23 protein-coding genes are annotated in these 26,086 nt (G+C 68.6%); 17 read left to right on the top strand and 6 right to left on the bottom strand.

Annotation, left to right across the window (positions count from 1 at the left end; all coding sequences use genetic code 11):
• Window position 1: 1 nt before the first annotated feature.
• Window positions 2-2,047, bottom strand: coding sequence for a discoidin domain-containing protein (locus OHA58_RS32190; RefSeq protein ID WP_405483102.1), 2,046 nt, complete (start codon window positions 2,045-2,047; stop codon window positions 2-4).
• On the opposite strand from OHA58_RS32190, the gene OHA58_RS32185 reads away from it, so the two are divergent.
• From OHA58_RS32185 to OHA58_RS32145, 9 genes are all read left to right on the top strand, one after another.
• A complete protein-coding gene (locus OHA58_RS32185; protein WP_405483101.1) occupies window positions 1,935-2,489 on the top strand; it encodes a transposase in 555 nt (184 codons plus the stop codon). The genes OHA58_RS32190 and OHA58_RS32185 overlap by 113 nt on opposite strands.
• 358 nt (window positions 2,490-2,847) lie before the next feature.
• Entirely contained in the window at window positions 2,848-3,177 is a 330-nt protein-coding gene (locus tag OHA58_RS32180) for a hypothetical protein (protein ID WP_405483099.1), read from the top strand.
• A 52-nt stretch (window positions 3,178-3,229) separates the two neighbouring features.
• The gene (locus OHA58_RS32175; RefSeq protein WP_405483097.1) at window positions 3,230-4,687 is read left to right on the top strand and encodes a hypothetical protein; all 1,458 of its coding nucleotides are present in this window, start codon (window positions 3,230-3,232) and stop codon (window positions 4,685-4,687) included.
• Complete coding sequence (locus OHA58_RS32170; protein ID WP_405483095.1) at window positions 4,684-5,193, top strand: hypothetical protein; 510 nt, start codon at window positions 4,684-4,686, stop codon at window positions 5,191-5,193. Before OHA58_RS32175 ends, OHA58_RS32170 begins: the two co-directional genes overlap by 4 nt.
• Window positions 5,194-6,095: 902 nt before the next feature.
• On the top strand, window positions 6,096-7,388 hold the full coding sequence (locus OHA58_RS32165) for a helix-turn-helix domain-containing protein (protein WP_405483094.1): 1,293 nt from the start codon (window positions 6,096-6,098) through the stop codon (window positions 7,386-7,388).
• A 16-nt stretch (window positions 7,389-7,404) separates the two neighbouring features.
• Window positions 7,405-8,160 carry a toll/interleukin-1 receptor domain-containing protein gene (locus OHA58_RS32160; RefSeq protein ID WP_405483093.1) on the top strand — a complete coding sequence of 252 codons (756 nt, stop codon included), beginning with the start codon at window positions 7,405-7,407 and terminating at the stop codon, window positions 8,158-8,160.
• Window positions 8,157-10,166, top strand: coding sequence for a hypothetical protein (locus tag OHA58_RS32155; RefSeq protein WP_405483091.1), 2,010 nt, complete (start codon window positions 8,157-8,159; stop codon window positions 10,164-10,166). Before OHA58_RS32160 ends, OHA58_RS32155 begins: the two co-directional genes overlap by 4 nt.
• On the top strand, window positions 10,163-11,245 hold the full coding sequence (locus OHA58_RS32150) for a hypothetical protein (protein ID WP_405483090.1): 1,083 nt from the start codon (window positions 10,163-10,165) through the stop codon (window positions 11,243-11,245). The genes OHA58_RS32155 and OHA58_RS32150 overlap by 4 nt, the downstream gene beginning before the upstream one ends.
• Before the next feature lie 18 nt (window positions 11,246-11,263).
• Window positions 11,264-11,707: a hypothetical protein gene (locus tag OHA58_RS32145; protein WP_405483088.1), complete on the top strand. Its 444-nt coding sequence runs from the start codon at window positions 11,264-11,266 to the stop codon at window positions 11,705-11,707.
• A 333-nt stretch (window positions 11,708-12,040) separates the two neighbouring features.
• Here the strand turns inward: OHA58_RS32145 and OHA58_RS32140 are convergent, their stop codons facing one another.
• Window positions 12,041-12,466 carry a YjbQ family protein gene (locus tag OHA58_RS32140; RefSeq protein ID WP_405483086.1) on the bottom strand — a complete coding sequence of 142 codons (426 nt, stop codon included), beginning with the start codon at window positions 12,464-12,466 and terminating at the stop codon, window positions 12,041-12,043.
• A 132-nt stretch (window positions 12,467-12,598) separates the two neighbouring features.
• Here OHA58_RS32140 and OHA58_RS32135 point away from each other — a divergent pair, with 132 nt between their 5' ends.
• The 6 genes from OHA58_RS32135 to OHA58_RS32110 all read left to right on the top strand — a co-directional run bounded on the left by OHA58_RS32135 (window position 12,599) and on the right by OHA58_RS32110 (window position 18,074).
• Window positions 12,599-12,682, top strand: coding sequence for a putative leader peptide (locus OHA58_RS32135; RefSeq protein ID WP_350495123.1), 84 nt, complete (start codon window positions 12,599-12,601; stop codon window positions 12,680-12,682).
• A gap of 147 nt (window positions 12,683-12,829) precedes the next feature.
• A complete protein-coding gene (locus tag OHA58_RS32130; protein ID WP_405483085.1) occupies window positions 12,830-13,732 on the top strand; it encodes an ABC transporter permease in 903 nt (300 codons plus the stop codon).
• Window positions 13,705-14,487 (top strand): ABC transporter ATP-binding protein, encoded by a 783-nt coding sequence (locus tag OHA58_RS32125; protein ID WP_405483084.1) that lies wholly within the window; start codon window positions 13,705-13,707, stop codon window positions 14,485-14,487. The genes OHA58_RS32130 and OHA58_RS32125 overlap by 28 nt, the downstream gene beginning before the upstream one ends.
• A gap of 164 nt (window positions 14,488-14,651) precedes the next feature.
• Window positions 14,652-15,695, top strand: a complete 1,044-nt coding sequence (locus OHA58_RS32120; protein WP_405483082.1) for an ABC transporter substrate-binding protein — start codon at window positions 14,652-14,654, stop codon at window positions 15,693-15,695.
• 2 nt (window positions 15,696-15,697) lie between these two features.
• Entirely contained in the window at window positions 15,698-16,879 is a 1,182-nt protein-coding gene (locus OHA58_RS32115; protein WP_405483081.1) for an LLM class flavin-dependent oxidoreductase, read from the top strand.
• A 70-nt stretch (window positions 16,880-16,949) separates the two neighbouring features.
• Entirely contained in the window at window positions 16,950-18,074 is a 1,125-nt protein-coding gene (locus OHA58_RS32110; RefSeq protein WP_405483080.1) for an NAD(P)-binding domain-containing protein, read from the top strand.
• Between the two features lie 63 nt (window positions 18,075-18,137).
• Here the strand turns inward: OHA58_RS32110 and mltG are convergent, their stop codons facing one another.
• Together mltG and OHA58_RS32100 are read right to left on the bottom strand one after the other, a co-directional pair.
• The gene (gene mltG, locus OHA58_RS32105) at window positions 18,138-19,001 is read right to left on the bottom strand and encodes an endolytic transglycosylase MltG (protein ID WP_405483079.1); all 864 of its coding nucleotides are present in this window, start codon (window positions 18,999-19,001) and stop codon (window positions 18,138-18,140) included.
• A gap of 91 nt (window positions 19,002-19,092) precedes the next feature.
• Window positions 19,093-20,907: an ABC transporter ATP-binding protein gene (locus OHA58_RS32100; RefSeq protein WP_405483077.1), complete on the bottom strand. Its 1,815-nt coding sequence runs from the start codon at window positions 20,905-20,907 to the stop codon at window positions 19,093-19,095.
• A gap of 93 nt (window positions 20,908-21,000) precedes the next feature.
• Between OHA58_RS32100 and OHA58_RS32095 the strand changes: the two genes are divergently transcribed.
• Both OHA58_RS32095 and OHA58_RS32090 read left to right on the top strand, forming a co-directional pair.
• Window positions 21,001-21,444: a MarR family winged helix-turn-helix transcriptional regulator gene (locus tag OHA58_RS32095; protein ID WP_405483076.1), complete on the top strand. Its 444-nt coding sequence runs from the start codon at window positions 21,001-21,003 to the stop codon at window positions 21,442-21,444.
• 52 nt (window positions 21,445-21,496) lie between these two features.
• Window positions 21,497-24,415: an FAD-binding and (Fe-S)-binding domain-containing protein gene (locus OHA58_RS32090; RefSeq protein WP_405483075.1), complete on the top strand. Its 2,919-nt coding sequence runs from the start codon at window positions 21,497-21,499 to the stop codon at window positions 24,413-24,415.
• Window positions 24,416-24,724: 309 nt separating this feature from the next.
• Here OHA58_RS32090 and OHA58_RS32085 read toward each other — a convergent pair whose 3' ends face one another.
• A complete protein-coding gene (locus tag OHA58_RS32085; RefSeq protein ID WP_405485289.1) occupies window positions 24,725-25,045 on the bottom strand; it encodes a zinc ribbon domain-containing protein in 321 nt (106 codons plus the stop codon).
• A complete protein-coding gene (locus tag OHA58_RS32080) occupies window positions 24,927-25,916 on the bottom strand; it encodes a transposase (protein ID WP_405483074.1) in 990 nt (329 codons plus the stop codon). The genes OHA58_RS32085 and OHA58_RS32080 overlap by 119 nt, the downstream gene beginning before the upstream one ends.
• Window positions 25,917-26,086 lie beyond the last annotated feature (170 nt).

The raw sequence follows: 26,086 nt of genomic DNA, 5'->3' as shown, positions 1-26,086 counted from the left end.
CTCAGCGGCTGTACACCGCTGCCTCGTTGATCGAGTAGCCGTACTTGGTGGCGCGTGTCACGCCGTGGATACGGACGTACCGCGCCTGCACCGGGCTGAACACCGCGTTGTCCAGGCCCCCGTCCCCGCTGTCCGTGGACCACACGGTCCGCCACGTGATCCCGTCGTCCGAGACCTCGACCCGGTAGGCCCGCGCAGAGGCCCGTTCCCAGTCGAGGGAGACCTTGCCGACCGTACGGGAGCTGCCCAGATCGAGCCGCAGCCACTGGTCGTCCGACCAGCCGCTCGCCCACCTCGTGCCGGTGTCGCCGTCCACGGCCCGCCCTGCGGCGTAGCTGGTGAACGGGTTCCACTCCGTCGAGCCGGCGCTCGCCGGGACGCCGGCGGCGAGGTTGGGCGCCGGCTTGTGGAGTTCGGTCGCCTTCCAGGTGCGGAGGTAGGACTCCGCGCCGCCGAGCAGGTCCTGCACCGTGTCCTTGCCGCCACTGAGCCGCATCTGCTCGATCCAGTCGGGCACCATGCCGACATGGGCCGCACCGTCGGTATTGAAGTCCCAGGTGCGTTCGCCGGTTTGCTGCCGGTCGATGACGGAACCGCCGTCGGCGCTGCGGAAGGGGTACTTGACCGCGTTGGGGGCGTCGGGTCCGACCGGTCCCGGCCAGCCGCCGACACCGTTCATGTCGGTGCCGTAGCCGAGTCCGACGCCGTACTTCTGGCGCAGCGCCCTGGTCCCGGCGGACTCCTTGGCGAAGCTGTCGGCGCTGGACATGTACGAGGCCTTGAAGCCGCCGAGGCGGTAGACGCGCTCCAGCCAGCCGTCGTCCATCCAGCTGTGGCTGGAGAGCACGCCGGGGTAGTCCGCCGACTCCAGCAGGTCCAGGGTGCGGCCGGCCGCCTTGACGCTCATGTGGTCGACCTCGACCATCATGTTGCGCTTCATCAACCCCTTGACCGCGTACTCACCGAGTCGGGTCAGACCGCGCCTGTTGCACTGCGCGTTGCTGTCGTACGTGGGCACCTTGGTGCCTGCGGGGAGCAGCTTGGTCACCTCGGCCGGGGCGGCCGCATTGCCGGTGGGGTTGTCGTGCTGCGGACCGCTGCACTGCTCCGTATTCCAGAAGGTGCCGGTGGAGAGGAACTGGCCGATGTCCACGGCCGTTCCGATGGTGCCGGAGTCCATCCGCACCCCGCACAGGGCGTTGTCGAACTTGTGGCACAGGAACATGCTGCGCACACCCAGCTTGTACAGCTCGTCCAGACCGCTGTCGATGTCGGCCTGGCTGCACTGGGGGACGTCGAGGATCTGCTTGCAGCCGAAGGGCTCCGAGGTCTCGACGCCGAGCACCACGGCGAGCTTGCCCTCCGCGACGACCTGGCGGGCCTGGGTGGAGTCGGTGACGATACGGAAGAAGCCCTTGCCCTTTCCGCCGTAGATCTTGTCGATGTAGTCCTGCATCTCGTAGGTCTTACGGGCCTCGAGGCGGATGGCGTCCATCTCGTTGCAGCCGCGATCCCTGACGTAGATCGAGCACAACAGGCCGTTGGTGACCAGGTCGTTGACCAGCACCCGCTGGCCGCCGCGCCAGGTGCGCTCCAGCCACGCGTAGTAATTCTGCTGGTGGCTCAGGGAGTTGTGGGCCGGCCAGTCCTTGAACGTCGGCCAGCCCACCGGGTCGTGGTGGCCGTCCGCACCGCCGGTGACGTTCTCGAAGAGGGCGAGCGAGCCGTCGGGATAGTGCTCGGGGCAGTCCTTGAGGGCGTCGGCGATGCCCTCCTCGGAGAACGGCTTGCCGCAGATGATGCGGCCGCCGAAGCCCTCGTTGGACATCAGGTGATTGTGCGCGTCGATGAAGCCGCGGACCCGGCCCTGGCTGTCCGTGCCGTGGAAGGGTTCGCCGGTGACGTTGATCTGAGAGTCGGCGGCGGGCCGCGCCGTGGGCTCCCACCAGGGAGTGTCGGCGACTGCGGCCGGAGGGGAGCCCACGCCGAGAGCCAGCAGGAGGGTGACGACGACGGCAAACAGGCCGCGTCTGCGGAGGAGGGTCATCCGGGCTACCTTCGCTGTCCGGGATGGGCACGCGCTAACTTACTCGCGCGTAGGTCCCGTCGAGGATGGCGCTGACCTGACAACGAGTCAAGAGTCCGGGACGGATGACCTATTTGATGCATCGTCAGCTCTGCTGGCTGAAAAAGGCCCTCTCAGACGGCCTGCTGCCGGGGCCGAGGCGGCCCCTGGATGCGCCACAAAGGGGAACTCACGCAATGGCACCTCGCGCAAGCGCGTGCCGGCCGATGTCGGTGCGGGCAACATCGAGGTACCGCGCGATCGCAACGGGAGCTTCGGCCGAGCCGTGGCGCCCAGGCATGCGAGGGCGAGCGGGACGCGCAATCGCACGCAGTGCAAAGGGAATCGACAGCCAACCCCAGGACGATCTTCATCCGCCCGCCGAGGGCCCCCGGCTCACCCCAAGAAGCTCAACCGCACCTGACGGTCGGGGTTGTCCCTGTTCGTATCCGCGAATCTCCGTTAAGACAACCTTCACCGTAACCGGCGATCCCCCTGGGCTCCCCGGACTCCCCAACGGCTCCTGCACCGCGGTCGACACGTCGGACACGGAGCACGTGATTCAGCCCAAGTGCTGGGTATGACAGAGGAGTTGGCGCGCATTCTGTCGCCCCGACTCTTCACAGCGCCCCTTTGCCGACCGAGGCATGCCTCTCGTAAAGTGACGAATAATGATCACACTCGGGGGAGGGATCGTGACCCGAAGCGACGAGTCTGCGGGCGGCACGGCGTCGACGCAGATGCACCTTAACCATCTGGCCCCGCTTGACGGTGGCGGAGGCATGCCCTCAGGCAACAGGGACCTCGCGTCGAGCCCTGCGCAGAAGAAGAAGGCGGCCGAGGCGATCGAGAAGCACTTGGAACCGGACACCCGCAGGGACGGCACCCAGACTCGCGAGAGCACGGGCGCAGCCGCCAGGGAGTTTGAAGGCTGGCTCACCGGGCCCGCTTTGAAGACCGCGCGTAAGACGTGGAACGAGCAGCTCACGACACTCATGAACCGCCTCGGCTCGGAGAAGACCGCACTGCGCGCCACGAACACGATCTTCCAGAACACCGACACTGGCGTGGACCTGGGTATCCGGAAGTCCTCCACGCTCGACTCGTTCTGATGTCGCAAACTCATCCCATTCGAACTTCGAGCTCTGTAAAGGGAGTTCATCAGTGGCGACGTACTACGACATCATGGGCACCGACCTGTCGAAGCTCACGACGGCCGCCGATGACTGGGCCGCCATGGCCAAGGACTTCGACACCCTCGCTGGGATCTACAGGAAGGAAGTACACGGCATCTCCCTCGGCGACACGTGGGTGGGCATCAGCGCGACCTCCGGCTCCGCGCGCTTCGACGTGACGCTGAAGGAGTACCAAGGGGCGCAGAGCGAGGCGAAGGCCGCCGCGAAACTACTCCGAGACGCACACGCCGAGTTCGACCGACTACGGAAGCAGATCGAGCACGTCCGGGAGGACGCCGTGAAGGCCGGCATGAAGGTGTCGGAGCGGGGCATCGTCGCCTTCGATACATCGAAGCTCGACCACTCCGCGTACATCGCCTACGTCCACGATCCCGGTTACCAGGAGAGTGCCCGCACCGCGGCCGGCAGCTGGGGCGAACAGCTCGACACCGCCGTAAAGGCGGTGAACGACGCCGACGAAGGGTTCAAGCTCGCCCTCGCCGCCTTGACTCAGGACAAGAACCTCCTGGACGGCACGGTCGGCGGCTTCAACCGAGAGGCGACATCGAACCCCTACCCATCTCTTGAGGAGACGGCGAAGGCGGAGCACATCCCCAAGGGCAAGAAGGCGGTCGCCGAGTGGTGGCGCGATCTTAATCCGGTCACGCGCGGCATCCTGCTCCAAGAGAAGGGCGACGAGCTGCGCAAGGCGGGCGTCATGAGCCCGCTGTACAAGTGGCACAGCCCGGACGAAGGCTCAGGAGCCTTCAACACCGAGGACCCCACGGCCAAGGACCTGTGGTACCTGGCCCGGGCCCAGGGCATCGCGGCCGGCGGCGACTTCACCGGGGAGAACGCGGCGTCGCGCAACATGGAGCACTACCTCGGCAAGACCGGTGAGCCGCTGGATCTGGACATCGACCGCATCCTGCAAGACGACTCCGGCTTTCGCAACGACGTCTCGGTCCACATCGACCAGAACCAGGACGTGTGGCGCAAGCAAGGGCTCGACGCTTTCGAGAAAGCCGGCGGCGACAAGACCGTTGTCGTGCCGGTGGAGAGTAAGGCGGTCGGCCGCACGTTCCAGAGTGACGAGTGGTTCCACGCGGTCGGCTCGCACCAGCAGAACGTGTCGGGGATGGTCACTGTCAGCCCCGGGGAGGACGGCAAGCCGAAGGTCTCGCTCGACTACCAAGCCAATGTCTGGGACCGGTACAACTGGGACGCCGGCAAGTCGACCACCTTCCCCGGCATCGGCGAGATCCCGGACTCCGAGATGGGTCGTCTGCACAAGACGGGCCTCGCCCAGGAATTCGACATGCGGGGCAGCAGCTCGACCTACACATACGACCTGAACAGTGACGCGAACCCAACGGTGAACCCGCCGGACCAGGGACGCGAAGGTACCCGTGGGGACGTTTCCCGCGGCGACGAGGAGAACCGTTGAAGATCCGACATGCCGCCCACCTCTTCGCGGCGCTGGCGTCCGTCCTTCTCCTTGCCTCGTGCTCCAGCTCGGACGGGGACGATCGCCGCGTGACCGAGGGACGTGACTGGCACTGGGACAAGGAGGCGGGCGCAGCCGAGGCATCCGCGTTCATGAACGTGGCTGTACCCAAGGACGCCACGCAGTCCAAGGGCGCTGTCCAAATCAATCCGCAGGAGAACATCTACCTCCTCTCCTTCGTCACCAACGAGAAGAACGCCGAGAGCATTGCGGAAGACCTGCGCTCCGAAGAGCCCTTGAAGGTGAAGACGAAGGACTTCGCTCCGGAGGGAGAGCGCTTCGGGTACCTCGGGCTGGCCGAGCCTCAGACGCTGGAGGGGGCGCGCTGGACGGGGGTGTGCCCTCCGTGCGTGAAGGACGACCGCCGCAAGAAAGTGCAGTGGATCGACATCTACGTCCAAACGCTGAAGGCCGACCAGGCGCGGGTCTACCTACAGGCGTTCTGAGAAGCCCGCACCCCTGGATGACTACACGCTGGGACTTCGCTCTGACAGTGGGGTGGCGTGCTCCGTCGACGGTGGCCGACATGGGCAGTTCAGCGTCTGGGACGCCTTCAGCAAGTGTCCGCCTGGCGCATCGGCCCAGCGCGGAAACTGTGGAAGGTTCCAAGGCGAGCGGCTGCGTGCGGCCTTGGCTGCCCGACCGCGAGGCAGCCACCGTCGCCGCCTGGCGTGCCGAACGCCCCGGGATCGCGTGGTCTGCCGCGACCATGCCCCCCTTCTTCGCCGAAGGTGCCAGCATCGGGGCACCCACCGCGGTGCAGGTCGCAGGCCGCTCATCTCTGGCGCAACTCGGCGAGGCCGCCGAGCGATGCGTATCGCGCCATCGGGCTGCCTGCGAGCACCATTCGCGGAGCCCGGCACTGAGAGCGTCACCACGCCGCCGGCTCCCGAGGCTGGCGCGTCGCCCTGGCCGACTGGACACCGGTTCGCCGACCGAACCCGCGAGAAACACGCCATTGTCCACGGAATGCTTGGCGAAGGAACAGCAGCCGTCGAGCGGTCGCCCGCGAACTCCGGATGACCTACCGAACCGTGCAGCGTCTGGCCGACGCGGCCGGCCCGGACCGTGATGCAGTCCGGCAAGCTGTCTGGGCTCTGACCAACACTGGCCGGCGCGTCGGCCACCCCACCTACATCCGAGGTGCAGACCGACAACGCAATGCGCTGTGGCCAGCCCTCTCAGATGTGTGATCTCGGCGCAACTTCTGTTCCTGCTCCGGGGACTAGTGAGCCCGGCCAAGGGAGAAGGAAACGGGAAACAGTATCGATCACCTTGTCCATCCGGCAGGTGCTGCAGCAGTCTTTCGTGCGGGCCTTCGCCTGGATGGATGGTTAGGGAGGATCTCGTGCCCCTGCTGTCCACCACGTTCGGTGAGGAACTGAGGAGGCGTCGTCTGGACGCAGGACTCAGTCTCACAGCACTGTCCGCGGCCGTGCACTACAGCAAGGCGCAGCTGAGCAAAGTCGAGCGGGGTATCAAGGCGCCGAGTCGTGATCTCGTCCGGCTGTGTGATGCCGCGCTCCAGGCTGATGGAGCACTGATTGCTCGGGGGGCGGTAGGCGTTGCCGCCGTACCGGTCGAGTCGAGGTCGGGTGGGATCGATGAGGAGGGGTGGACGATGCAACTGTCACCGGATGGCCCGAGCTGGTTTCAGCCCGTGGGGCGGCGACAGGTTGTAGGCGCCGGCGCGGCCTCGTTCCTGAAGTTGCAGATGGGCGGGCAGGGGCCGGTCAGCCGGGCGGCAGGGGTCGGGATGCTGGAGGCGTCCCGTTCTCTGTTTGCGCACTACCGGAGGCTGGGCCAGAGCGTTGAGCCGGGGTTCTTGCTGCCCGGGCTGATTGCGCAGACGCACACGCTGCGGGAACTGTCCGCGCATTCCGATGGCGGTACCCGTCAGGAGTTGCTGGCGCTCGGCTCGCGGTACGCCGAGTACGTCGGCTGGCTGGTGCAGGAGTCGGGTGACGACCAGGCAGCACTGTGGTGGACGCAGAGAGCTGTGGCCCTCGCGGCGGCCAGCGGTGACCGGGATCTGGGCGGCTACGCGTTGGTCCGCAGGGCTCTGATCACGCTGTACCAGGATGACGCCGAGCAGACGGTCGCCCTGTCACAGAGGGCGCAGAACGGGGCGCTGCCGCCGAGGATTCGCGGTTTGGCTGCGCAGCGTGAGGCGCAGGGTCATGCGCTCGCGGGTGATCACGATGCGTGCCTGCGCGCGCTGGATCGTGCCCGCGGGTTCCTGGCCCGTCAGGAGGACAGTCCTGGCGCGCTGGTGATCGGCAGTATGCACTTGCCGGATTCGGTGGGCATGGTCACGGGCTGGTGTCTCGTAGATCTCGGGCGACCGGGAGAGGCAGCTGAGGAACTGGACCGGCAGCTCGCTGTGGTGTCCGACGACGCGTTGCGTACGCGGGTGCGGTACGGGGTGCGACGTGCGCTCGCGTATGCGGCTGACGGCCAGATCGACCAAGCCTGTGCGTTGACGGAGCCGCTGCTCGACGGGGTGGCGGCGGTGCGGTCGGCGACCGTGACGATCGATCTCCGCCGCCTCGCCCGCGTCCTGGCACGCCATCCTGATCAACCTTCGGTCCGCCAACTGGGACCCCGGCTCGGCACGTTGTCGCGCTTACCCGCTTCCTGAAGAGAGAGGCACCGTCATGACGGACGTATTCATCAACTACCGCACCGGGGACGGCGAGAAGACCGCCGCGCTGATCGACCAGGAGCTCTCGCGTCGTTTCGGCCGGGATCGGATCTTCCGGGCCTCGAAATCTGTCCTGCCGGGCGAGGCATACCCTCAGGCCCTGTTGACCGGTCTGCGCCGCAGCGCCGTCCTCCTGGCTGTCATCGGGCCGGACTGGACGAACTTCCAGGCCCGGCTCCGCGATCCGGAAGACTGGGTACGCAAAGAGATCCTGGAGGCGTTCGCCTGTGAACTTCCAGTCGTTCCCGTACTGGACGGCCGGAAAACCGACCGGCTGAACAAGACCGACCTGCCAACGGAACTGGCCCGGCTCGCCGATCTTCAGTCCATCCCGTTCGGGACACACGACACCGAAGCAGGCCTGAAGCGCCTCGGTGATGTGGTCGCAGACATGGTCCCGGGTCTACGCGACCTGGACCGGGACGCCGCCGTGCCGCTCGTACCGAACTCCGTGGCCAACTCGATCAGAGACGTCAGCGGGACGGCCGTCCAGAGCCGCGACTTCACGGGAGACGTCGGCAGCACCGTCATCAAGGGCACCAGCGGCCCCGTTCACACGGGCAAGGGCGACATCTACCAGAACTCCTCCCACGTCTCGGGCGGCCGGCACTTCTCCGGCGACGGAATGACGTACTTCGAGGGCGACCACCATGGGGACATCCAGCACCGGTTCGGCGAAACGGACCGGCACGAGGACGACAACCGGTGAGCGAGCACAGCGGCACCCGGGTCGACAGCGCACAGGGTCCGATGCATACCGGCAGCGGCAACATCTACTTCACTGCCGGCCCCGACCTTCGGGAATCGGACAGACCGTCCTTCCGGAGCATCGCCGACGACCAGCTCGCCAGGCTGAGGCGCTTCCTGGTCGCCCCAGATGGCATGGGCGAAGCCCGCTCCAGACTCGCCGACACCGGCACCGTCATCCTGGACGGCACCCCGGGGAGCGGCCGGACCTCCGCAGCCCGAGTACTCCTGCGCGAATACCACCAGGACGCCGGCGTCCTCCACGAACTCCTGCCAGGCGAAGAAGGCGAACTGTCCCTCAAGCACCCGGACCTGGTCGGATCCGGCGACCGATTACTACTGGACCTCTCGGCAGCCGACACCGCCCGCTGGGCCGCCGCGCAGGCCGACCTCCCCACCCTCCGCAAGGCCGTACACGACCAGCACGCCCATCTCGTCGTCATCATGTTGCACGACAGCGCTCTCGACCCCGACCTTCAGCACTTCCGGGTCGAGATCAAACGCCCGCCAGAACGCGACGTCCTCCGGCGACACCTCCGCATGCACGGTGTGCCACGCGAGCATTACATCCCATACATCCAGTCCGACCCCACCGTCGAAAACTTCCTGCACGAACGGAGGACGATGCGGGAGGTCGCCGACTTCGCCGACCTCGTACGACGAGCCCGGGAGGCTGCCCCGCCGGGTGACGGATTCACCCAGTGGTGTGCGACGGCCCGGAAGGCACAAGCAGATCGACGCAAGAACGTCGCCGCGCTCGTCGCCCGGTTACGGGAGAGCCCTCAACGGGCACTCCTGATCACGGTCGCCATGCTGCACGGAGCCCACGCCGACATCATCCACCGCGCCACGCAACTCCTGCTGCGTACCGCCGGTTCCCCGTCTGACAACCTCCCGCTCCTTCAGCACAAGGATCTCGCCGAGCGCCTGGCGGAGATCTCCGCCGATACCGGACCCGACGGTCACGTGCGGTTCACCGAACTCGACTACGACACCGCGGTCCGTGCCCACATCTGGGACCACCTACCAGACCTGCGACAGCATCTGGGCACCTGGTCCGCGCGCAGCGTGGACCTCAACGACCCCCACCTCACGAGGGAACTCCGTGACACGCTGGTGGCACAGCTGGCAGGCCAGTATCTACGGACCGGCCACGGCGCGGGGCTGGCATCGCTCGCCGAGACCTGGAGCTCCACAGCCACCGGCCGCGCCAGGCTGGAAGCCGCCGTCCAGGCACTCACCTGCGGATTGAACGATCCCGTTCACGGAAGGAGCTTCCGCGAACGGATCTACCAGTGGTGCGTCAACAAGCAGCCCAGGGACGAATTCGCCCAAGTCCTCATCCGTGTCTGCGCCGACGTCATCGCAGTCAGCCACCCGGACCAGGCCATGCTCCGGTTGTACCACCTGGCACGCCGCGAGCGCGGCACCAGCCGCGCCCGCGAGGCACTGTGGGACCTGGTCGGGACGAGCCACCGACTGCGCAGGAGGTTGCTCGCCCGACTCGCACGCCCCGGACGCACATCGGCGGAGCTCGACATCTTCCTGCGCGTCTGCGACCCGGACCCACTGACTGCCCCGTACGACAACGCCCGCACGCTGGTGGAGGAATCCGGCGTCCAGGACTCCTTGACGGCCTGCTGGCGTGCGGTGTTGAGCGAATTGCAACGAGCGACATGGCAACCGTACGTGGAGCACTGGCTGCACACTGCGACCGTCACCGGCCACCGCGGCGACATCCTGCTCGACCTTCTCGTGGCAGCGGCTGCCCAGTGCGACAACCGACGCGGCGCCGCCTTCGCCGCGCTGTACGCAAGCGCACGCCATGCCGAGCGCACCCCTCCCGCCGGACCCGCACGCGCCACAGCAACCACCGACCGGCTCCTCCAGAAGATCAGCGCAGCCCAGGGCCTCGGCCCACCCACCACATCGCCACAGGCAGAACCAGCCAGGGGGACCGAACAGTGACGACCGGACGCAAGACGACCACCGTCTTCCTCACCATCCTTTCCGGGCTGCTCCTGACCATCCTCGGACTGACACAACAGTGGCCCGCATGGGCATGGCCGGCCCTTGCAGCACTCCTCATCGCCCTCCCCGCCGCAGCCTTCAGGACAGCCGCACGACGCCGCGGACAAGTGCCGATCACCTTCGAGGAACAACTCACCGCAGCCCCCATCGAACGTCAGGAACAGCACGTCAGGCACGTCGCTCTGCCCAGCCACTGGGACGACTACGACTTCCTGATCTCCGCGACGGTCCGCTGGCACCCCCTCGACACCTCTGACCCCAACCCCGTACTCAACCCGGCCGGCCTTGCCGTCGAAGCCGTCCTTGACCGCGCCCGCGCCATCACCGAACAGCGGGAGCCCAGCCGCGCCTCACTTGTCCAACACGAGCTGAGCGGCGTGCTCAGCCGCATGCTCCCGGACAGCATGGGCCACCTCCACGCGATGGCGGAGAACGTGACACTCACCCTCCATCAACACGACCAAGAGCGCCTGGACAAACTCGCCGGCGTACGCAAAGACAAAGCGGTCTGGGAGCACCAACGGAAGTACGAGCAGAGCAAGCGCAAATACCTGGGCGAAGACGTCCTCCGGGACACCGGCAGCGCCGTGGTCTGGTGGCTCGCCAAAAACGACGACCACGTAGAAAAGACCGTGGCCGACCTCGGCCTCCTCGCCCAGCTCACCTCCGCAGCAAACAACACCGACGTCCCCGAACGACTGCGCGACCTCATCCCTCAACCACGCGGCGAGCAGGACAACTTTCCGGGACGAGATAGCGCCCGCTACGAGCAGGAAGAAGCACCAACTGCCGCAGACCACTTCGCCGACGCACTGAACGCCATGGACTTCCCCCAGGGAGACCCCCGACGAAGCATGCTCGCCAAGCAACTGGCTGACGTCATCCGAACCCAGGAACAGCACGAAACAGCCGACGACGTACTGCGCCGATTCGACCCGCCGGTCACATACACACCGAACCACACAGCTCCGCCGGACCACACCGACGGCGAGACCGGCCCACCGCCCAGGACCTGACCCCCGAGAGGAAAAGCAATGGACATCGAACTCGCTGCTCTCGCCGCGTCGGGAGCGACCACACTCGTCTCCCTCATGGTCACCGACTCCTGGACACAAGCGCGTGATCTCATCGGGAGGCTCCTCTCCCGCACCGCTCCCGCCGCAATCGCTGACCTGGATGACATGCGGACCAGACTGCTCGCCGCCGACGAGCGCAACGGCGCGCAAACCGCCCGCGAAATCACCACCCAGTGGCAGGTCCACCTGCACCACCTTCTGCAGACCGGGTCCTTAACCAGCGACAACCTGCGTGATGTGCTGACCTCCCTGCAGCAGCTCGCCGACACCTCCGCTCCACACCCCGCCGTCGTGCACAACGACATCAACGGAGGAGTTCAACACGGCCCCGTGATCCAGTCAGGCCAGATCACGGGACTCACCCTCCACGTCCAGGATCGCTCAGCTCCCAGGCAGGGCTGACCACGGTCGGCCCGGGCAAGGAAACTGCCGGTTCAGCTGTGCGCGTCTGTATTGGATCGGCAGTCACGTCGTGATCGACCGGGTCGACACGGCGTACGCGGCGCGGCTGGATACGGCCGCGCCGCCCGCGTCTGAACGCCGGGCCTCGCGCGGCTACCAGCACCCTTCGACGGCTGCCGCACGCGCCACCCCTACTACGACCACACGCGGGTACAGCACGTGCACCCCAGCAGACGAAGAACCTGCCGTCAGGCTCCACACGACCATGTGGCGGCTGCGCGCCCTCTCACTTGGTACGGCCGGACTTCCCCTCTGCAGTCCCACCGAAGCGACTCACGAGCCGAGGAAGCTCAACCGCACCTGACGGTCCGCGTTGTCCTTGTTCGTGTCCACCAGGCACACCGACTGCCACGTGCCCATTTCCAGGGTGCCGGCGATCACCGGGAGGGTGGCGTGGGGTGGGACCAGGGCCGGGAGGACGTGGTCGCGGCCGTGGCCCGGGGAGCCGTGGCGGTGCTGCCATCGGTCGTCCGCGGGAAGCAGGGAGTGGAGGGCGGTGAGGAGGTCGTCGTCGCTGCCCGCGCCCGTCTCGATGACGGCCACGCCGGCCGTCGCGTGGGGCACGAAGATGTTGAGCAGGCCGTCGCGGCCCGCGGCGACCTCGCTCAGGAAGGTCTCGCAGTCGTGGGTCAGGTCGACGACCCGCTCCGCGGAGCCGGTGGATACGTTCAGGATGCGCGTGGTGAAGGCGTCGGACATGCGTCCATCCTCACTCATCGGGCTCCGTCCGCGCCCGATCCGCGCCCGATCCGGGCCCGCCACCTGATACAGCACGTCCATCCATCGAGACAGCATTGACCTTGCGTCGACAAGGTGGCTACTTTCTGCGGCATGTTGCGTTCAGTTCTGCTCACCACGCGCGGTCACATCGACCTGCTGCGGGTGGCCTCCGCCGCGTGTCGCCGCGGCTGCTGACGCCCTTTCCCCGCATCTCCGGCTACGTCGCGTAGCCCCGTACGCCCCTGCCTCGACCCCGCGTGAACTCACGCGGGGGCGCTGACGCATACGCGTACCCCTTTCCCGTTCACCGCTGCCCTCCCCTGCCTTCTGCGTGGAGCACCCATGAGCATCAGCCATGCCCCGCCGGATCCGGACGTCGTCGCCAAGTCGCCTGCCCCGGAAGCCGTCCCGGCCGATTCCGATGCCGATTCCGTCGGCCGTCCCGAGCTCGTCCGTCTCGTCCCCTCCTCCACCCGACGCACTCGGGTCCCGCGGTGGCTGCGCCGCACCTCCGGACCCGTCCTGCTGCTCGTCCTGTGGCAACTCCTCAGCAGCACAGGCGTGTTGACCCCCGATGTCCTGGCCTCGCCCGGCACCATCGCCCGGGTCGCCGGTGAACTCGTCTCCGACGGGTCGCTGCCCAACGCCATGGGGGTCTCGCTCCAGCGCGTCGCGATCGGCCTGCTGTTCGGCGTCGTCGTCGGGACCGGACTCGCCCTCGTCTCAGGGCTGTTCCGGGTCGGCGAGGACCTCGTCGACGCAAGCGTGCAGATGCTGCGGACCGTGCCGTTCGTAGGGCTGATCCCGCTGTTCATCATCTGGTTCGGGATCGGCGAGGCGCCGAAGATCGCCATCATCACGCTGGGCGTCTCGTTCCCGTTGTATCTGAACGTGTACGCCGGAATCCGCGGCGTGGACGCGCAGTTGATCGAGGCAGGGGAGTCACTCGGACTCTCCCGCTGGGGTCTCGTACGCCATGTGGTCCTGCCGGGCGCGCTGCCCGGCGCCATGACCGGGCTGCGGTACTCGCTCGGCATCTCCTGGCTGGCCCTCGTCTTCGCCGAGCAGATCAACGCGGACGCCGGCATCGGCTTCCTGATGGTGCAGGCCCGCGACTTCCTGCGGACCGACGTCATCGTCGTCTGCCTGATCGTCTACGCGTTCCTCGGCCTGCTCGCCGACTTCGTCGTCCGTACCCTCGAAAGGCTGCTGCTGCAATGGCGACCGACGTTCACCGGCCGGTGACCACCCCCAAGTCCCCGTCCACAGAGACCCGTTCGGCCGTACGCGTGGAGGGGCTCACCCGCTCCTTCAACGGGCGCGCCGTCATCGACCGCCTCGATCTCGACGTGAAGCCGGGCGAGTTCGTGGCGCTGCTCGGCCGCAGCGGCTGCGGCAAGTCCACCCTGCTGCGCATCCTCGCCGGTCTTGACCGCGACATCGAGGGCACCGTGCTCGTGCCGCGCCGCAAGGCCGTCGCGTTCCAGGCACCGCGCCTCATGCCGTGGAAGCGGGTGTGGCGCAATGTACTGCTCGGGTTGCCGGGCAAGCCCGAACGGGCCCTCGCCGAGCGGGCGTTGGAAGAAGTCGGCCTCGACCATCGCACGAACGCGTGGCCCAAGACCCTGTCCGGCGGCGAGGCCCAGCGCGCATCGCTGGCCCGCGCTCTGGTGCGCGAGCCCGATCTGCTGCTGCTCGACGAGCCTTTCGGCGCGCTCGACGCGCTCACCCGCATCAAGGCGCAGCGCCTCGTCGACGAGCTGTGGCAGCGGCGCGGCTGCGCCGTCCTCCTGGTCACGCACGACGTCGAGGAGGCCGTCCTGCTCGCCGACCGTGTGCTCGTGATGGACGAAGGCGTCATCGCGTACGAGACCGAGATCGATCTGGAGCGTCCGCGCGGGATATCCGACCCGCGCTTCGGCGAACTGCGCGCCGAGCTGCTCCACCGGCTGGGGGTCGACGCGCCGGAGACTTCCTCCCCTGCCGCTGCCCCCGCCTGACGCTTCGTCAGATTTTCCACTCCTACACAAATCACCCCTGCACGCACCACCCGTACCGGCGCACCACCCCTACCGGCGCACCGCCCTACGGCCATTCCGGCCTGCGCCGACAGACCGACTCAGGCCATGACTGGCCGGCCATGAACCCACGAAACGGACTCCCCATGCGACGACGCCTCGCCCCCGCTCTGCTGCTCCCCCTGGCCCTGCTGCTCGCCGCCTGCTCCGGTACCTCCGCCGCCGACACGTCCACCGGTGGCTCGGGCGGCGGCAGGACCGACGGCAAGGGGGCCCTCACGCTCAACGTCGGTGACCAGAAGGGTGGTTCGGAAGCCGTGCTGCGGGCTGCCGGAGAGCTCGACAACCTCGACTACAAGATCCACTGGTCGACCTTCACTTCCGGGCCACCGCTCTTGGAGGCCGTCAACGCCAAGGCCGTCGACATCGGCGGTGTCGGCAACACCCCGCCCGTCTTCGCGGCCGGCGCCAACTCGAAGATCACCGTGGTGGCGGCCAGCCACGGGACCGCGAAGGGCGACACCATCCTCGTCCCGACCGACTCGAAGCTGAAGAAGCCCGAGGAGCTCAAGGGCAGGTCCATCGCCGTGGCGCAGGGCTCGTCCGCGCACTACCAGCTGGTCGCGTCCTTGAAGAAGGCCGGTCTTTCCCTGAAGGACGTGCAGGTCAAGTACCTCCAGCCGGCCGACGCGCTCGCCGCGTTCACCGGCGGCAAAGTGGACGCCTGGGCGGTCTGGGACCCGTACACCTCCCAGGTCCTGCAAGGGAAGCAGGGGCGGGTGCTCACCGATGGGGACGGGCTCACCAATGGGCTCGCGTTCCAGGTCGCGGCGCCCTCCTCGCTCAAGGACAGCAAGAAGGCCGCGGCGATCGGCGACTACCTCAAGCGGCTCAAGCGCGCCCAGGACTGGGTCTTCAAGCACCCCGAGGCATGGGCGAAGGTCTGGGCGAAGGACACCGGGCTGCCCTACGACGTCGCTCTGGACGCGGTGAAGCGCACCAACGGCACCCGGGTCACCGTCGCCGTCGACAAGCCCGCCATCGCCTCGGAGCAGCAGATCGCCGACACCTTCGCGAAGCTGAAGCTGATCCCCCGGAAGGTCGACTTCGCGTCGTTCGTGGACACCCGGTTCAACGGTGGTCTGCCGGCGTCGACGACCGCACCCCGCACCTTCGGCAAGGAGTCCTGACGATGAGCGTCCACCTTCACTGGTTTCTGCCGACCGGCGGCGACGGCCGCACGCTCGTGGACCGGCACGCCTACACCGACGGGGGCGTCAGGCGTTCGCGGATCGCTCCGGTCAGCGGCGTGCGCGCGCCCGACATCGACTACCTGACCCAAATAGCCAAGGCCGCCGAGCAGTTGGGGTTTGAGGCGGTTCTGACGCCGACGGGCACATGGTGCGAGGACGCGTGGCTGACGACGATGGCCCTCGCCCAGCACACGGAACGGCTGAAGTTCCTGGTGGCGTTCCGGCCCGGGGTGATCTCGCCGGTGCTCGCCGCCCAGATGGCGGCGACGTATCAGCGGATCACGCGCGGGCGGCTGCTCCTGAACGTGGTGACGGGTGGTGACTCGACCGAGCAGCGGCGTTTCGGCGACCATCTGGACCACGACCGGCGCTATGCGCGGACCGACGAGTTCCTGTCGGTCGTGCGGGGTGTGTGGAGCGGGCAGCCGTTCGACTTCGACGGTGAGCACTACCAGGTGGAGGGCGGTCTCACCGCGCTGCCGCCGGACCCGCTGCCGGAGATCTTCTTCGGCGGTTCTTCGGCCGCGGCGGGTCCGGTCGCCGCGCGGCACACCGATGTCTATCTGACCTGGGGCGAGCCGCCCGAGCAGGTGAAGCAGAAGATCGACTGGATCCGGGGGCTCGCCGAGAAGGAGGGGCGCACGGTCCGCTTCGGTATCCGGCTGCACACCATCTCGCGCGACTCGTCGGCGGAGGCGTGGGCGACGGCGAACCGGCTGCTCGACGACCTGTCGCCGGAGACGGTGGCCGCCGCTCAGGAGGCGCTCGGCCGCAGCGAGTCGGTCGGGCAGCAGCGGATGCTCGCGCTCCACGGGGGCTCGCGCGACGACCTGGAGATCTCCCCGAACCTGTGGGCGGGCGTCGGTCTGGTGCGGGGCGGCGCGGGCACGGCGCTCGTCGGCAGCCACTCCGACGTCGCGGACCGGATCGAGGAGTACCACGCGCTGGGCGTCGAGCACTTCGTCCTGTCGGGCTATCCCCATCTGGAGGAGGCGTACTGGTTCGGGGAGGGCGTGATCCCGGATCTGGCGGCGCGCGGTCTGCTGCCGCGGATACCGGCGTCGCCGCTCACCAGGCCGGCCGTCGGTGGCGCGCCGCTTCTGGTCGCCGGGGGCCGCTGAACCGTCGCGCGCTCACTTCGGGAAGATCCACGACCCCGGTGCAGTTAGTAGAAGCGTGAACGATATCGGGGTGCGGGACACAGCGGACGTACGCGAGGTCGACGTGGTCGTCATAGGCGCTGGACAGGCAGGACTGTCCAGCGCCTATCACCTGCGCCGGGCCGGCTTCGAGCCGGAGCGGGACTTCGTCGTGCTCGACCACTCCCCGCGCCCCGGCGGCGCCTGGCAGTTCCGCTGGCCTTCGCTGACGTACGGCAAGGTGCACGGCATGCACTCGCTGCCGGGCATGGAACTGACCGGCGCGGACCCGGCCCGGCCGTCGTCGGAGGTGATCGCGGCGTACTTCGCCTCGTACGAGGAGACGTTCGACCTGCGGGTGCGGCGTCCCGTCGATGTGCGTGCCGTGCGTGAAGGGGGTGGGGGTCCCCCCTGGACGGAGCCTGTCGGAGTCCTTGGGGGAAGGAGGCTGCTCGTCGAGACGTCCGACGGGACGTGGTCGACGCGGGCGCTGATCAATGCGACGGGGACCTGGGACCGGCCGTTCTGGCCGCGCTACCCGGGACAGGAGACGTTCCGCGGGCGTCAGCTCCACACCGCGATCTACCCGGGCCCGGAGGCGTTCCGCGGACAGCGGGTGATCGTGGTGGGCGGCGGCGCCTCCGGGACGCAGCACCTGATGGAGATCGCGCCCTACGCTGCCGCGACGACCTGGGTGACGCGCCGGCCGCCCGTCTACAACGAGGGCCCCTTCGACGAGAACCTCGGGCGCGCGGCCGTCGCCCTGGTCGACGAGCGGGTCCGGGCGGGGCTGCCCCCGCAGAGCGTGGTGTCGGTGACGGGGCTGCCGCTGAACGACGCGATCCGGCAGGCCCGCGCCGACGGTGTGCTCGACCGGCTGCCGATGTTCGACCGGATCACGCCGTCAGGCGTGGAGTGGGACGACGGCCGGCGGGTCGACGCGGACGTCATCCTGTGGGCCACGGGCTTCCGGCCCGCGATCGAGCATCTGGCACCGCTGAAGCTGCGCGGGCCCGGCGGCGGCATCCAGGCCGAAGACACCCGGGTGGTCGCCGATCCGCGGATCCACTTGGTGGGCTACGGGCCTTCGGCCAGCACAATCGGCGCCAACCGCGCGGGGCGCGCGGCCGTACGGGACATCAAGCGCCTGCTGGCCGGGGCGCCGGTCGCTGTGTGACGCCCCCCGAACGGGACGCCCCTGCACGGCCCGATCAGGCGCGCTCCCTCAGGCACGCCCCGCTCAGGCGGACGACGGCTTGCCGCTCGTGCGCAGCTTGTTGGACTCCGCGACGTTCTTCTGCTGTTCGTCGAAGTCCGCCGTGAAGCGGGTGTCCCCGGGCTTGACCGTCACGAAGTACAGCCAGTCCCCCTGCGGCGGGCTGATCGCGGCCTTCATGGCCTCGGCCCCGGGGTTGGCGATCGGGGTGGGCGGCAGCCCCATCCGGACATAGGTGTTGTACGGGTTCTCGGCACTGGTGCCCTTGGTGCCCTTGGTGGTCGTGGTGGTCGTGGTGAGCGTGGCGCGGTTGAGCCCGAACTTGATGGTCGAGTCCATCTGGAGCGGCATGCCTCGGTCGAGCCGGTTGTAGATGACGCGGGCCATCTTCCCCATGTCTTCCTTGGTGGCCGCCTCGGCCTCGACAATGCTCGCGATGGTGAGGGTCTGATAGGGGTTCACGGTGTCCCGGTCGGCTCCCGCCGTCACCTGGCTGCCGTTCAACTTCTTGTTGGCGGTGTTGACCATGCTGGACAGCAGGCCCGCCGGAGTCGACTTGTCGTCGAGTGGATACGTCGCCGGGAAGAGGTAGCCCTCGGGGTTGCCCCCCGCGTCCCCGGGGAGCTTGAGGCCGGCCTTGGGCACGGCCTTCTTGGTCGTGCCTGCCGGGACACCGAAGGCCTTGTCCAGGGCCTCGTAGACCTGGCCCGCCCGCCAGCCTTCGGGGACCGTCAGCGCCTGGGACTTCTTGACACCCCCGTCGTCCGGGAGCAGGAGCGGCACCGCCACGGCGGCGGCCGCCGCCACAAGGACCCCCATCGCGATCAGGGAGGCGCGGCCTCTGCGCGTCAGACGCATCGCGCTCCTTTGCGGAATCTCGTTCAGCATGGCCGAACGGTAACCCGCAGAGGGTGCCAAACCAGACATATCGTAACGTCGGCGGCTCCACTTGGGCGTCACCCGCATGCCCGCCCACGGCCTAGCGTGCGGTCTCCAGTTGGGAGTCTCTGCGGACCAGGGCGGCATAGCGGCCGTCCCGCTCCAGAAGCTCCTCATGGGTGCCGCGCTCGGCCACCCGCCCGCCGTCGAGAACGACGATCTGGTCCGCGCTCCGGATCGTGGAGAGCCGGTGGGCGATGGTCACGGTCGTGCGATTGGCCGACAGCGCGTCGATGGCCTCCTGCACGGCGAACTCGGTGCGGGTGTCCAGTGCGCTCGTCGCCTCGTCGAGGATGAGGATCGGCGGGTCGCGCAGGATCGTGCGGGCGATGGCGAGGCGCTGCTTCTCGCCGCCGGAGAACCGGTGGCCGCGCTCGCCGACGACGGTGTCGTACCCGTCGGGCAGGGAGGCGATGTGCTCGTGGATCTGGGCCGCCCTGGCCGCCGCGTGCAGCTCCTCCTCCGTGGCGTCGGGCTTGGCGAAGCGGAGGTTCTCCGCGACGGAGGCGTGGAAGAGGTACGTCTCCTGGGAGACGACGCCGACGGCCCTCGCGAGGGTGTCGAAGTCCAGGTCACGCACGTCCACTCCGTCGAGAGTGACGCGGCCGCCCGTGACGTCGTACAGACGCGGCACGAGGTAACTGAGCGTGGACTTACCGGAACCGGTGGGGCCGACGACGGCCAGGCTGCCGCCCGCGGGGACGGTGACGTCGATCCCGTCGAGTATCGCCGCGCTCTTGCCGTCGGCGGCGTCGTAACGGAACTCGACGTCCTCGAAGCGGACTTCGCCCTTGATCGTGTCGAGGCGGACGGGCTTCTCGGGCTCGGTGATGTCGATCGGCAGATCGAGGTACTCGAAGATGCGCTGGAAGAGCGCCAGCGAGGTCTGAATCTGGACGCCGGTGGCGAGCAGGCTCACGGTCGGCCGGAACAGGCCCTGCTGGAGCGAGACGAAGGCGACCAGGGTGCCGATCGAGACCGAGGGACCGCCCAACTGGAGCGCGACGCCCGCGACCCAGTAGATGACGGCGGGCATGGCGGCCATGACGATCGTGATGACCGCCATGCGCCAGCGCCCCGCCATGTTCGACCGGACCTCGAGCCCGACGAGCTGCTCGGACTCGTCGGCGAACGACCGGGTGAGCGAGTCGGCGCGGCCCATGGTGCGGCCGAGGAGGATGCCGCTCACGGAGAGGGACTCGGTGACCGTGGCGGCCATCGCGGCCATCTGCTTCTGGCGTTCCGTGGTGATCTTCTTACGCTCGCGGCCGACGCGGCGGCTGATCCACACGAAGACGGGCAGCAGGAGCAGCGAGACGGCCGTGAGCCGCCAGTCGAGCGCGACCATCGCCACGATGGTGGCGACCACACTGGTGAGGTTCGAGACCAGGGACGTGGCGGTGGAGGTGACCGTCGCCTGCATGCCGCCGATGTCGTTGGCGATGCGGGACTGGACCTCGCCCGTGCGGGTCCTGGTGAAGAAGGCGAGCGACATGCGCTGGAGCCGGCCGTACACGGCGGTGCGCAGGTCGTGCATGACGCGCTGGCCGACCGTCGTGGAGATCAGGGTCTGCAGGACGCCGAAGATGCTGGTCATGACGGCGCTGAGGATCATGCCCAGGGCGAGCAGGCTCAGCAGGCCCGTGCGGCCCTGCGGGATCGCGGTGTCGAGGATCTCCTTGAGCAGGAAGGGCGTGGCGACCGAGACCAGCGAGGCGGCGCCGACGAGCAGGCCGACCAGCGCGAGGCGGGCGCGGTAGGGACGGAAGAGGGCCAGGATGCGGCGCATCTGCCGCGGCTCCGGCGACGTGGCGTCGGAGGGCGACGGCGTCCAGCCGGATTCGTCGTGATGCATGAGCCTCCTACGAGTGGCGATTCAAGGTCTCAGGGAGCATAGCTCATTGTTACCTATACTCACAATGCACAAGGTCCTGATATTGTTCCGCACATGAGTACCCCGGACGCCGACGGCCTTCTCGCGGAACAGCTGCTCCGGCTGACCCGGCGGCTGCAGCGGATCCAGAAGCGCTATCTGGAGCCGGTCGGGATCACGCCCGCCCAGTCCCGGCTCCTGCGCACCCTCGTGCACTACGACACACCGCCGCGCATGGCCGACCTCGCCGAGCGCCTCGAAGTCGTGCCCCGTGCCGTGACGACCCTGGTCGACGGCCTGGAGACGGCCGACCTGGTGCGCCGGGTGCCCGATCCCACCAACCGCAGGGTGATCCGCATCGAGCTCACCGAACAGGGCCGCAAGGCGCTGCGTGAGCTGCGCAGCGCGCGCAGGACCGCCGCAGAGGACATCCTGGCTCCATTGACCCCCGACCAGCGCGCCCAGCTCGGCGTCCTGATGAACGCGCTGTTCGAGACGCCGTACGACCACCGCTGTTAGGCCCCGGGTGTTAGGCCCTGGGCCGCAGCGTCCGAGGAGAGGCTGGAGAGGCATGCCCCTGCTGGAGCCGAAGCCGGAAGCGCTGCGCCCGGGACCTCATGCGGAAGGCCCGGCGCCCGACCGGGTGCCGGACGCGCAGGCCGGCGGGACCCCGGAGCCGCTGCGCTCCGAGCTGTCCGGGCTCCTGGGGGCGGACAAGGTCCTCACGCACATCTCGGACCTCGTGCGCTACGCGTCTGACGCGAGTCCCTACCGTTTCGTGCCGCAGGTCGTGGTGGTCGCCGAGGACATCGACGACGTGTCGGCCGTCCTGTCGTACGCGCACGGCAAGGGCCGCGAGGTGGTCTTCCGTGCGGCGGGCACGTCGCTGAACGGGCAGGCGCAGGGCGAGGACATTCTCGTGGACGTCCGCAAGCACTGGGCGGGCATCGAGGTCATCGGCGACGGCGAGCGGGCCAGGATCGGCCCCGGTACGACAGTCGTGCGCGCCAACATCACGCTCGCGCGGCACGGGCGAGTGCTCGGCCCCGACCCGGCAAGCGCCATTGCCTGCACCATCGGCGGGGTCGTCGCGAACAACGCCTCGGGCATGACGGCGGGCACCACCAGGAACTCGTACCGGACGGTCGCCTCGCTCACCTTCGTCCTGCCCTCGGGCACCGTGGTGGACACGGCCGACCCCGACGCGGACGCGCTGCTCGAGCACGCGGAACCGGCGCTGTGCGTGGGCCTGTTGGAGATCAAGGGCGAGATCGAGGCCGACGCGGAGCTGGTCGCCCGTATCCGCGCCAAGTACGAGATCAAGAACACCAACGGCTACCGCCTGGACGCGTTTCTGGACGGCGCGACCCCGGTGGAGATCCTGCGCGGCCTCATGGTGGGGTCCGAGGGGACGTTCGGATTCATCTCCGAGGTCGTCTTCGACACGCTGCCCCTCGACCGGAAGGTGTCCACGGCGCTGCTGTTCTTCCCCTCGCTGCCCGCGGCGGCAGCGGCGGTCCCGCTGTTCAACGAGGCGGGCGCGATCGCCGTCGAGGTGATGGACGGCAATACGCTGCGGGCCTCGGTGCGTGTGGAGGGGGTGCCCGCCGACTGGGCACGCCTGCCCAAGTCGACGACGGCGCTCCTGGTGGAGTTCCGTGCGCCGGACGAGGCCGCCCAGGAGCGTTACGAGGCGGCGGCCGCCGAGGTGCTGGGCGGGCTGGAACTGGTGGCGCCCGTGGCCTCGGTGACCAACGCGTTCACGCGGGACGCGAAGACGATCGGCGGGTACTGGAAGGCCCGCAAGGCGTTCGTGACAGCGGTCGGCGGATCGCGCCCCTCCGGGACGACGCTGATCACCGAGGACTTCGCGGTGCCGCCGTCGCGCCTGGCCGAGGCGTGCGAGGCGCTCCTCGAACTCCAGACGCGGCACGGCTTCGACGCCGCCGTCGCCGGTCATGCGGCGCACGGCAATCTGCACTTCCTGCTCGCCTTCGACGCGGGCAGGCCCGAGGACGTCGAGCGGTACGCGGCGTTCATGGACGAGTTCTGCCGGCTCACCGTCGAGCGCTTCGACGGTTCACTCAAGGCCGAGCACGCCACGGGGCGCAACATCGCGCCGTTCCTGGAGCTCGAATGGGGCGCGAAGGCCACGGAGTTGATGTGGCGCACCAAGCAGGTCATCGACCCGGACGGCGTCCTCGCGCCGCGTATCGTCCTCGACCGCGACCCCAAAGCCCATCTGCGCGGCCTCAAGACGATCCCCAAGGTGGAGCTGATCGCCGACCCGTGCATCGAGTGCGGCTTCTGTGAACCGACCTGTCCCAGCAAGGACCTGACGACCACGCCCCGCCAACGGATCGTCCTGCGCCGCGAGATGATGCGCCAGCCGTCCGGTTCGCCGGTCGAGGACGGGCTCGTCGAGGCGTACGGGTACGACGCGGTGGACACGTGCGCGGGCGACTCGACCTGCAAGCTGGCGTGCCCGGTCGGCATCGACACGGGCGCCTTCATGAAGGAGTTCCGGCACGCGCGCCACACCCCGCGCGAGGAGAAGGTGGCCGCGTTCACGGCGAAGAACTTCAAGGCTGTGGAGGCGTCGGCGCGGCTCGCCGTGGCGGCCGCCGGCAAGATCGGCGACCGGCTCCTGACCTCCGTGACCCAGGCCGCCCGCAAGGCCGTCCGCCCCGACCTCGTGCCGGAGTGGCTGCCGGAGATTCCCGCTGCCGCCGCCCGGAAGCTGCCGCGCACAGCGCGCGTGGGGGCCGCCGCGGTCTACTACCCGACCTGCGTCAACCGCATCTTCGGCACCCCGGGGGACGTGTCCCTCGCGCAGGCCATGGTCGCCGTGTCCGCGCGCGCGGGGCGGCCGGTCTGGATTCCGGACGATGTCGCGGGGACATGCTGCGCCACGATCTGGCACTCGAAGGGCTACGACGAAGGCAACACCGTCATGGCCAACCGGATCGTCGAGGCGGCCTGGGGCTGGACCGCCGGCGGCAGACTGCCGCTCGTCGTCGACGCCTCGTCGTGCACGCTCGGCATCGCCCATGAGGTCGTCCCCTATCTGACGGACGACAACAGGGAGTTGCACAAGGAGCTCAAGATCGTCGACTCGATCGTGTGGGCGGCGGACGAGCTGCTGCCGCACCTGACGGTGCACCGGACGGTCGGTTCGGCGGTCCTTCATCCGACGTGTTCCATGGAACACCTCGGCGATGTGGCGCAGTTGCGGGCCGTCGCCGAGGCCTGCGCCGACGAGGTCGTCGTCCCGGACGACGCGGGGTGCTGTGCCTTCGCGGGCGACCGGGGCATGCTCCACAAGGAACTCACCGAGTCGGCCACCCGCAAGGAGGCGGCCGAGGTGACCGCCCGTGACTTCGACGCGCATCTGTCGGCGAACCGGATGTGCGAGGTGGGCATGGACCACGCGACGGGCCGCAGCTACTACTCCGTGATCGTGGAGCTGGAGCACGCGACCCGTCCCTAGGGCCCGTCGAGCCAACTTCCCGTCGTCTGCCCGGAGGGGCCTGGATACCAGGTTTCAGGCCACGCTCGTGGACCTGGTCCCGCCCATGGGTGGGGGCCGCGGTGAGCTGCGCGGCGGCGTCCCATGGGGAGCCGGGGTGAGCCGCGGGGCGGCGAAAGCAGCAGTCAGGATCCGCTTCATGAGGCGGCAGTCACCTTCTCGGCCGCAAACGACTGAGCTTGTTCGCTCCGAATCATGTACACCTTGTCGCGCTCCCGACTGTCCCCTACGACGGGACTGTCACGGGTCGCATCTCCCCTTCGGCTCCGGCTATGCGGGGGTGGCGGGGACGGGCATGGTGACGAACGCCCACGCCGAGCGTGCGCGATCACGCACGTTGACCCCGGCGACGACGTCGGCGGGTCCAGCGAGACCGCACCGACGACAACAGAAGTGGTCCCGAGTGGGCCGGTTGGCCTTCCCGGTGTGGCCGCAGCGCGGGCAGCACTGCGAGGTATAGGCCGGATCCACCTCAAGGAAAGCCACCCCGGCCTGTCGGGCTTTGTAGGCGAGCTGCCGGCCGAGCTGGTGGAAGGGCCAGGAGGAGAGCGTGCCGCGCTGGTCGCGTCGAAGCCGTACCCGGTCCCGGATCCCGTCGAGTTCCTCGACGGCGATGCCGCGACCGGTGCTCCCCCACTGCCTTAAGGGCGTGGGAGGTACCCCCAGCAACCGACACGATCTCCTTGCTGATGCGGTGGTTCAGGTGGGTGGCATGCCGCTGCTCTCTTGTCGATCGCCGGGCCAGGCGGCGGGTGGCCGAGCGGGTCTGCTTCTTCTGCAGCTCGGCCCGTTTGCGGGCGCACCAGTTCCGGTACCGGCGCAGGCCGCGGCCCTGGTAGTTGACGGCGTCGGAGGTGGTGGCGAGGTTGACGATCCCGCGGTCGACACCGATCCAGTCAGCCGGCTCGGACACACCGGGTTCGGGCAGGTCGCAGGTGGCGATCAGGAACCACTTCCCGCCGCGCTGCACAAGATCGGACTCGCCCTTTCGGTGCTCGCGCAGGACCTTCAGCTGGTCGGCGGAGCCGGTATAGCGGAGGGTCTTCATCCGGCCGTCGACGGTCCAGATCGAGACGGTGCGCGCACCGCTCTGCCAGGACAGGCAGCGGTCGTCGAACGGCTGCGCCGCCTCGGGCCGGAAGCTGACCGGGCTGCTCATCGCCCTGCGGTAGCGCTTCGAGGATGCCTTCCCGAGGAGCCCGGCCCTGGCCTGGGCAGCCAGCGTGGCGTAGGCGTCGACGACCTTCTTCACCACCCGCACCGCGGGGTGCGCCGACAGTCCGAAGGTCGCCTTGATGTCTGCGTAGAGGAGTTTCTGCAGCCCGTTGCGGTCCTTCACACCCTTGTCGAACGCGACGGATGCGACGTGGGTGGCGGCCCGGTTACAGGCGCGCAGGGTCGCTTCCAAAGCCGCCGCCTGCTCGGGCGTCGGCAGCAGCTTGACCTGCACCACCAGCTTCATGACACCTGACGCTAGAACCAACTCCCGTACACACAACCGACTTTCGTATTCTTGTCCGCGATCCGGTGACGCCCTGGACGGGTGTTCGCTTTTCCCGGCGCCGCCGGGCAGAACCGATCGCGCGCCCGCGCCCTTACGAAACCGACGAGATACGGCGACGCTCCGCGTCG

The sequence above is a fragment of the Streptomyces sp. NBC_00009 genome (assembly GCF_045040855.1).
Lineage (GTDB): Bacteria > Actinomycetota > Actinomycetes > Streptomycetales > Streptomycetaceae > Streptomyces > Streptomyces aureus.
This window is presented reverse-complemented; position numbering and strand designations above follow the sequence as displayed.

What these genes read in the sequence shown, in the direction of transcription:
- OHA58_RS32080 (WP_405483074.1), bottom strand. Translation starts at nt 25,916, where the DNA reads ATGAAGCTGGTGGTGCAGGTCAAGCTGCTGCCGACGCCCGAGCAGGCG.
- mltG (WP_405483079.1), bottom strand. Translation starts at nt 19,001, where the DNA reads ATGCTGAACGAGATTCCGCAAAGGAGCGCGATGCGTCTGACGCGCAGA.
- OHA58_RS32145 (WP_405483088.1), top strand. Translation starts at nt 11,264, where the DNA reads ATGGACATCGAACTCGCTGCTCTCGCCGCGTCGGGAGCGACCACACTC.
- OHA58_RS32115 (WP_405483081.1), top strand. Translation starts at nt 15,698, where the DNA reads ATGAGCGTCCACCTTCACTGGTTTCTGCCGACCGGCGGCGACGGCCGC.
- OHA58_RS32140 (WP_405483086.1), bottom strand. Translation starts at nt 12,466, where the DNA reads ATGTCCGACGCCTTCACCACGCGCATCCTGAACGTATCCACCGGCTCC.
- OHA58_RS32130 (WP_405483085.1), top strand. Translation starts at nt 12,830, where the DNA reads ATGAGCATCAGCCATGCCCCGCCGGATCCGGACGTCGTCGCCAAGTCG.
- OHA58_RS32125 (WP_405483084.1), top strand. Translation starts at nt 13,705, where the DNA reads ATGGCGACCGACGTTCACCGGCCGGTGACCACCCCCAAGTCCCCGTCC.
- OHA58_RS32160 (WP_405483093.1), top strand. Translation starts at nt 7,405, where the DNA reads ATGACGGACGTATTCATCAACTACCGCACCGGGGACGGCGAGAAGACC.
- OHA58_RS32180 (WP_405483099.1), top strand. Translation starts at nt 2,848, where the DNA reads ATGCCCTCAGGCAACAGGGACCTCGCGTCGAGCCCTGCGCAGAAGAAG.
- OHA58_RS32190 (WP_405483102.1), bottom strand. Translation starts at nt 2,047, where the DNA reads ATGACCCTCCTCCGCAGACGCGGCCTGTTTGCCGTCGTCGTCACCCTC.
- OHA58_RS32120 (WP_405483082.1), top strand. Translation starts at nt 14,652, where the DNA reads ATGCGACGACGCCTCGCCCCCGCTCTGCTGCTCCCCCTGGCCCTGCTG.
- OHA58_RS32135 (WP_350495123.1), top strand. Translation starts at nt 12,599, where the DNA reads ATGTTGCGTTCAGTTCTGCTCACCACGCGCGGTCACATCGACCTGCTG.
- OHA58_RS32090 (WP_405483075.1), top strand. Translation starts at nt 21,497, where the DNA reads ATGCCCCTGCTGGAGCCGAAGCCGGAAGCGCTGCGCCCGGGACCTCAT.
- OHA58_RS32095 (WP_405483076.1), top strand. Translation starts at nt 21,001, where the DNA reads ATGAGTACCCCGGACGCCGACGGCCTTCTCGCGGAACAGCTGCTCCGG.
- OHA58_RS32100 (WP_405483077.1), bottom strand. Translation starts at nt 20,907, where the DNA reads ATGCATCACGACGAATCCGGCTGGACGCCGTCGCCCTCCGACGCCACG.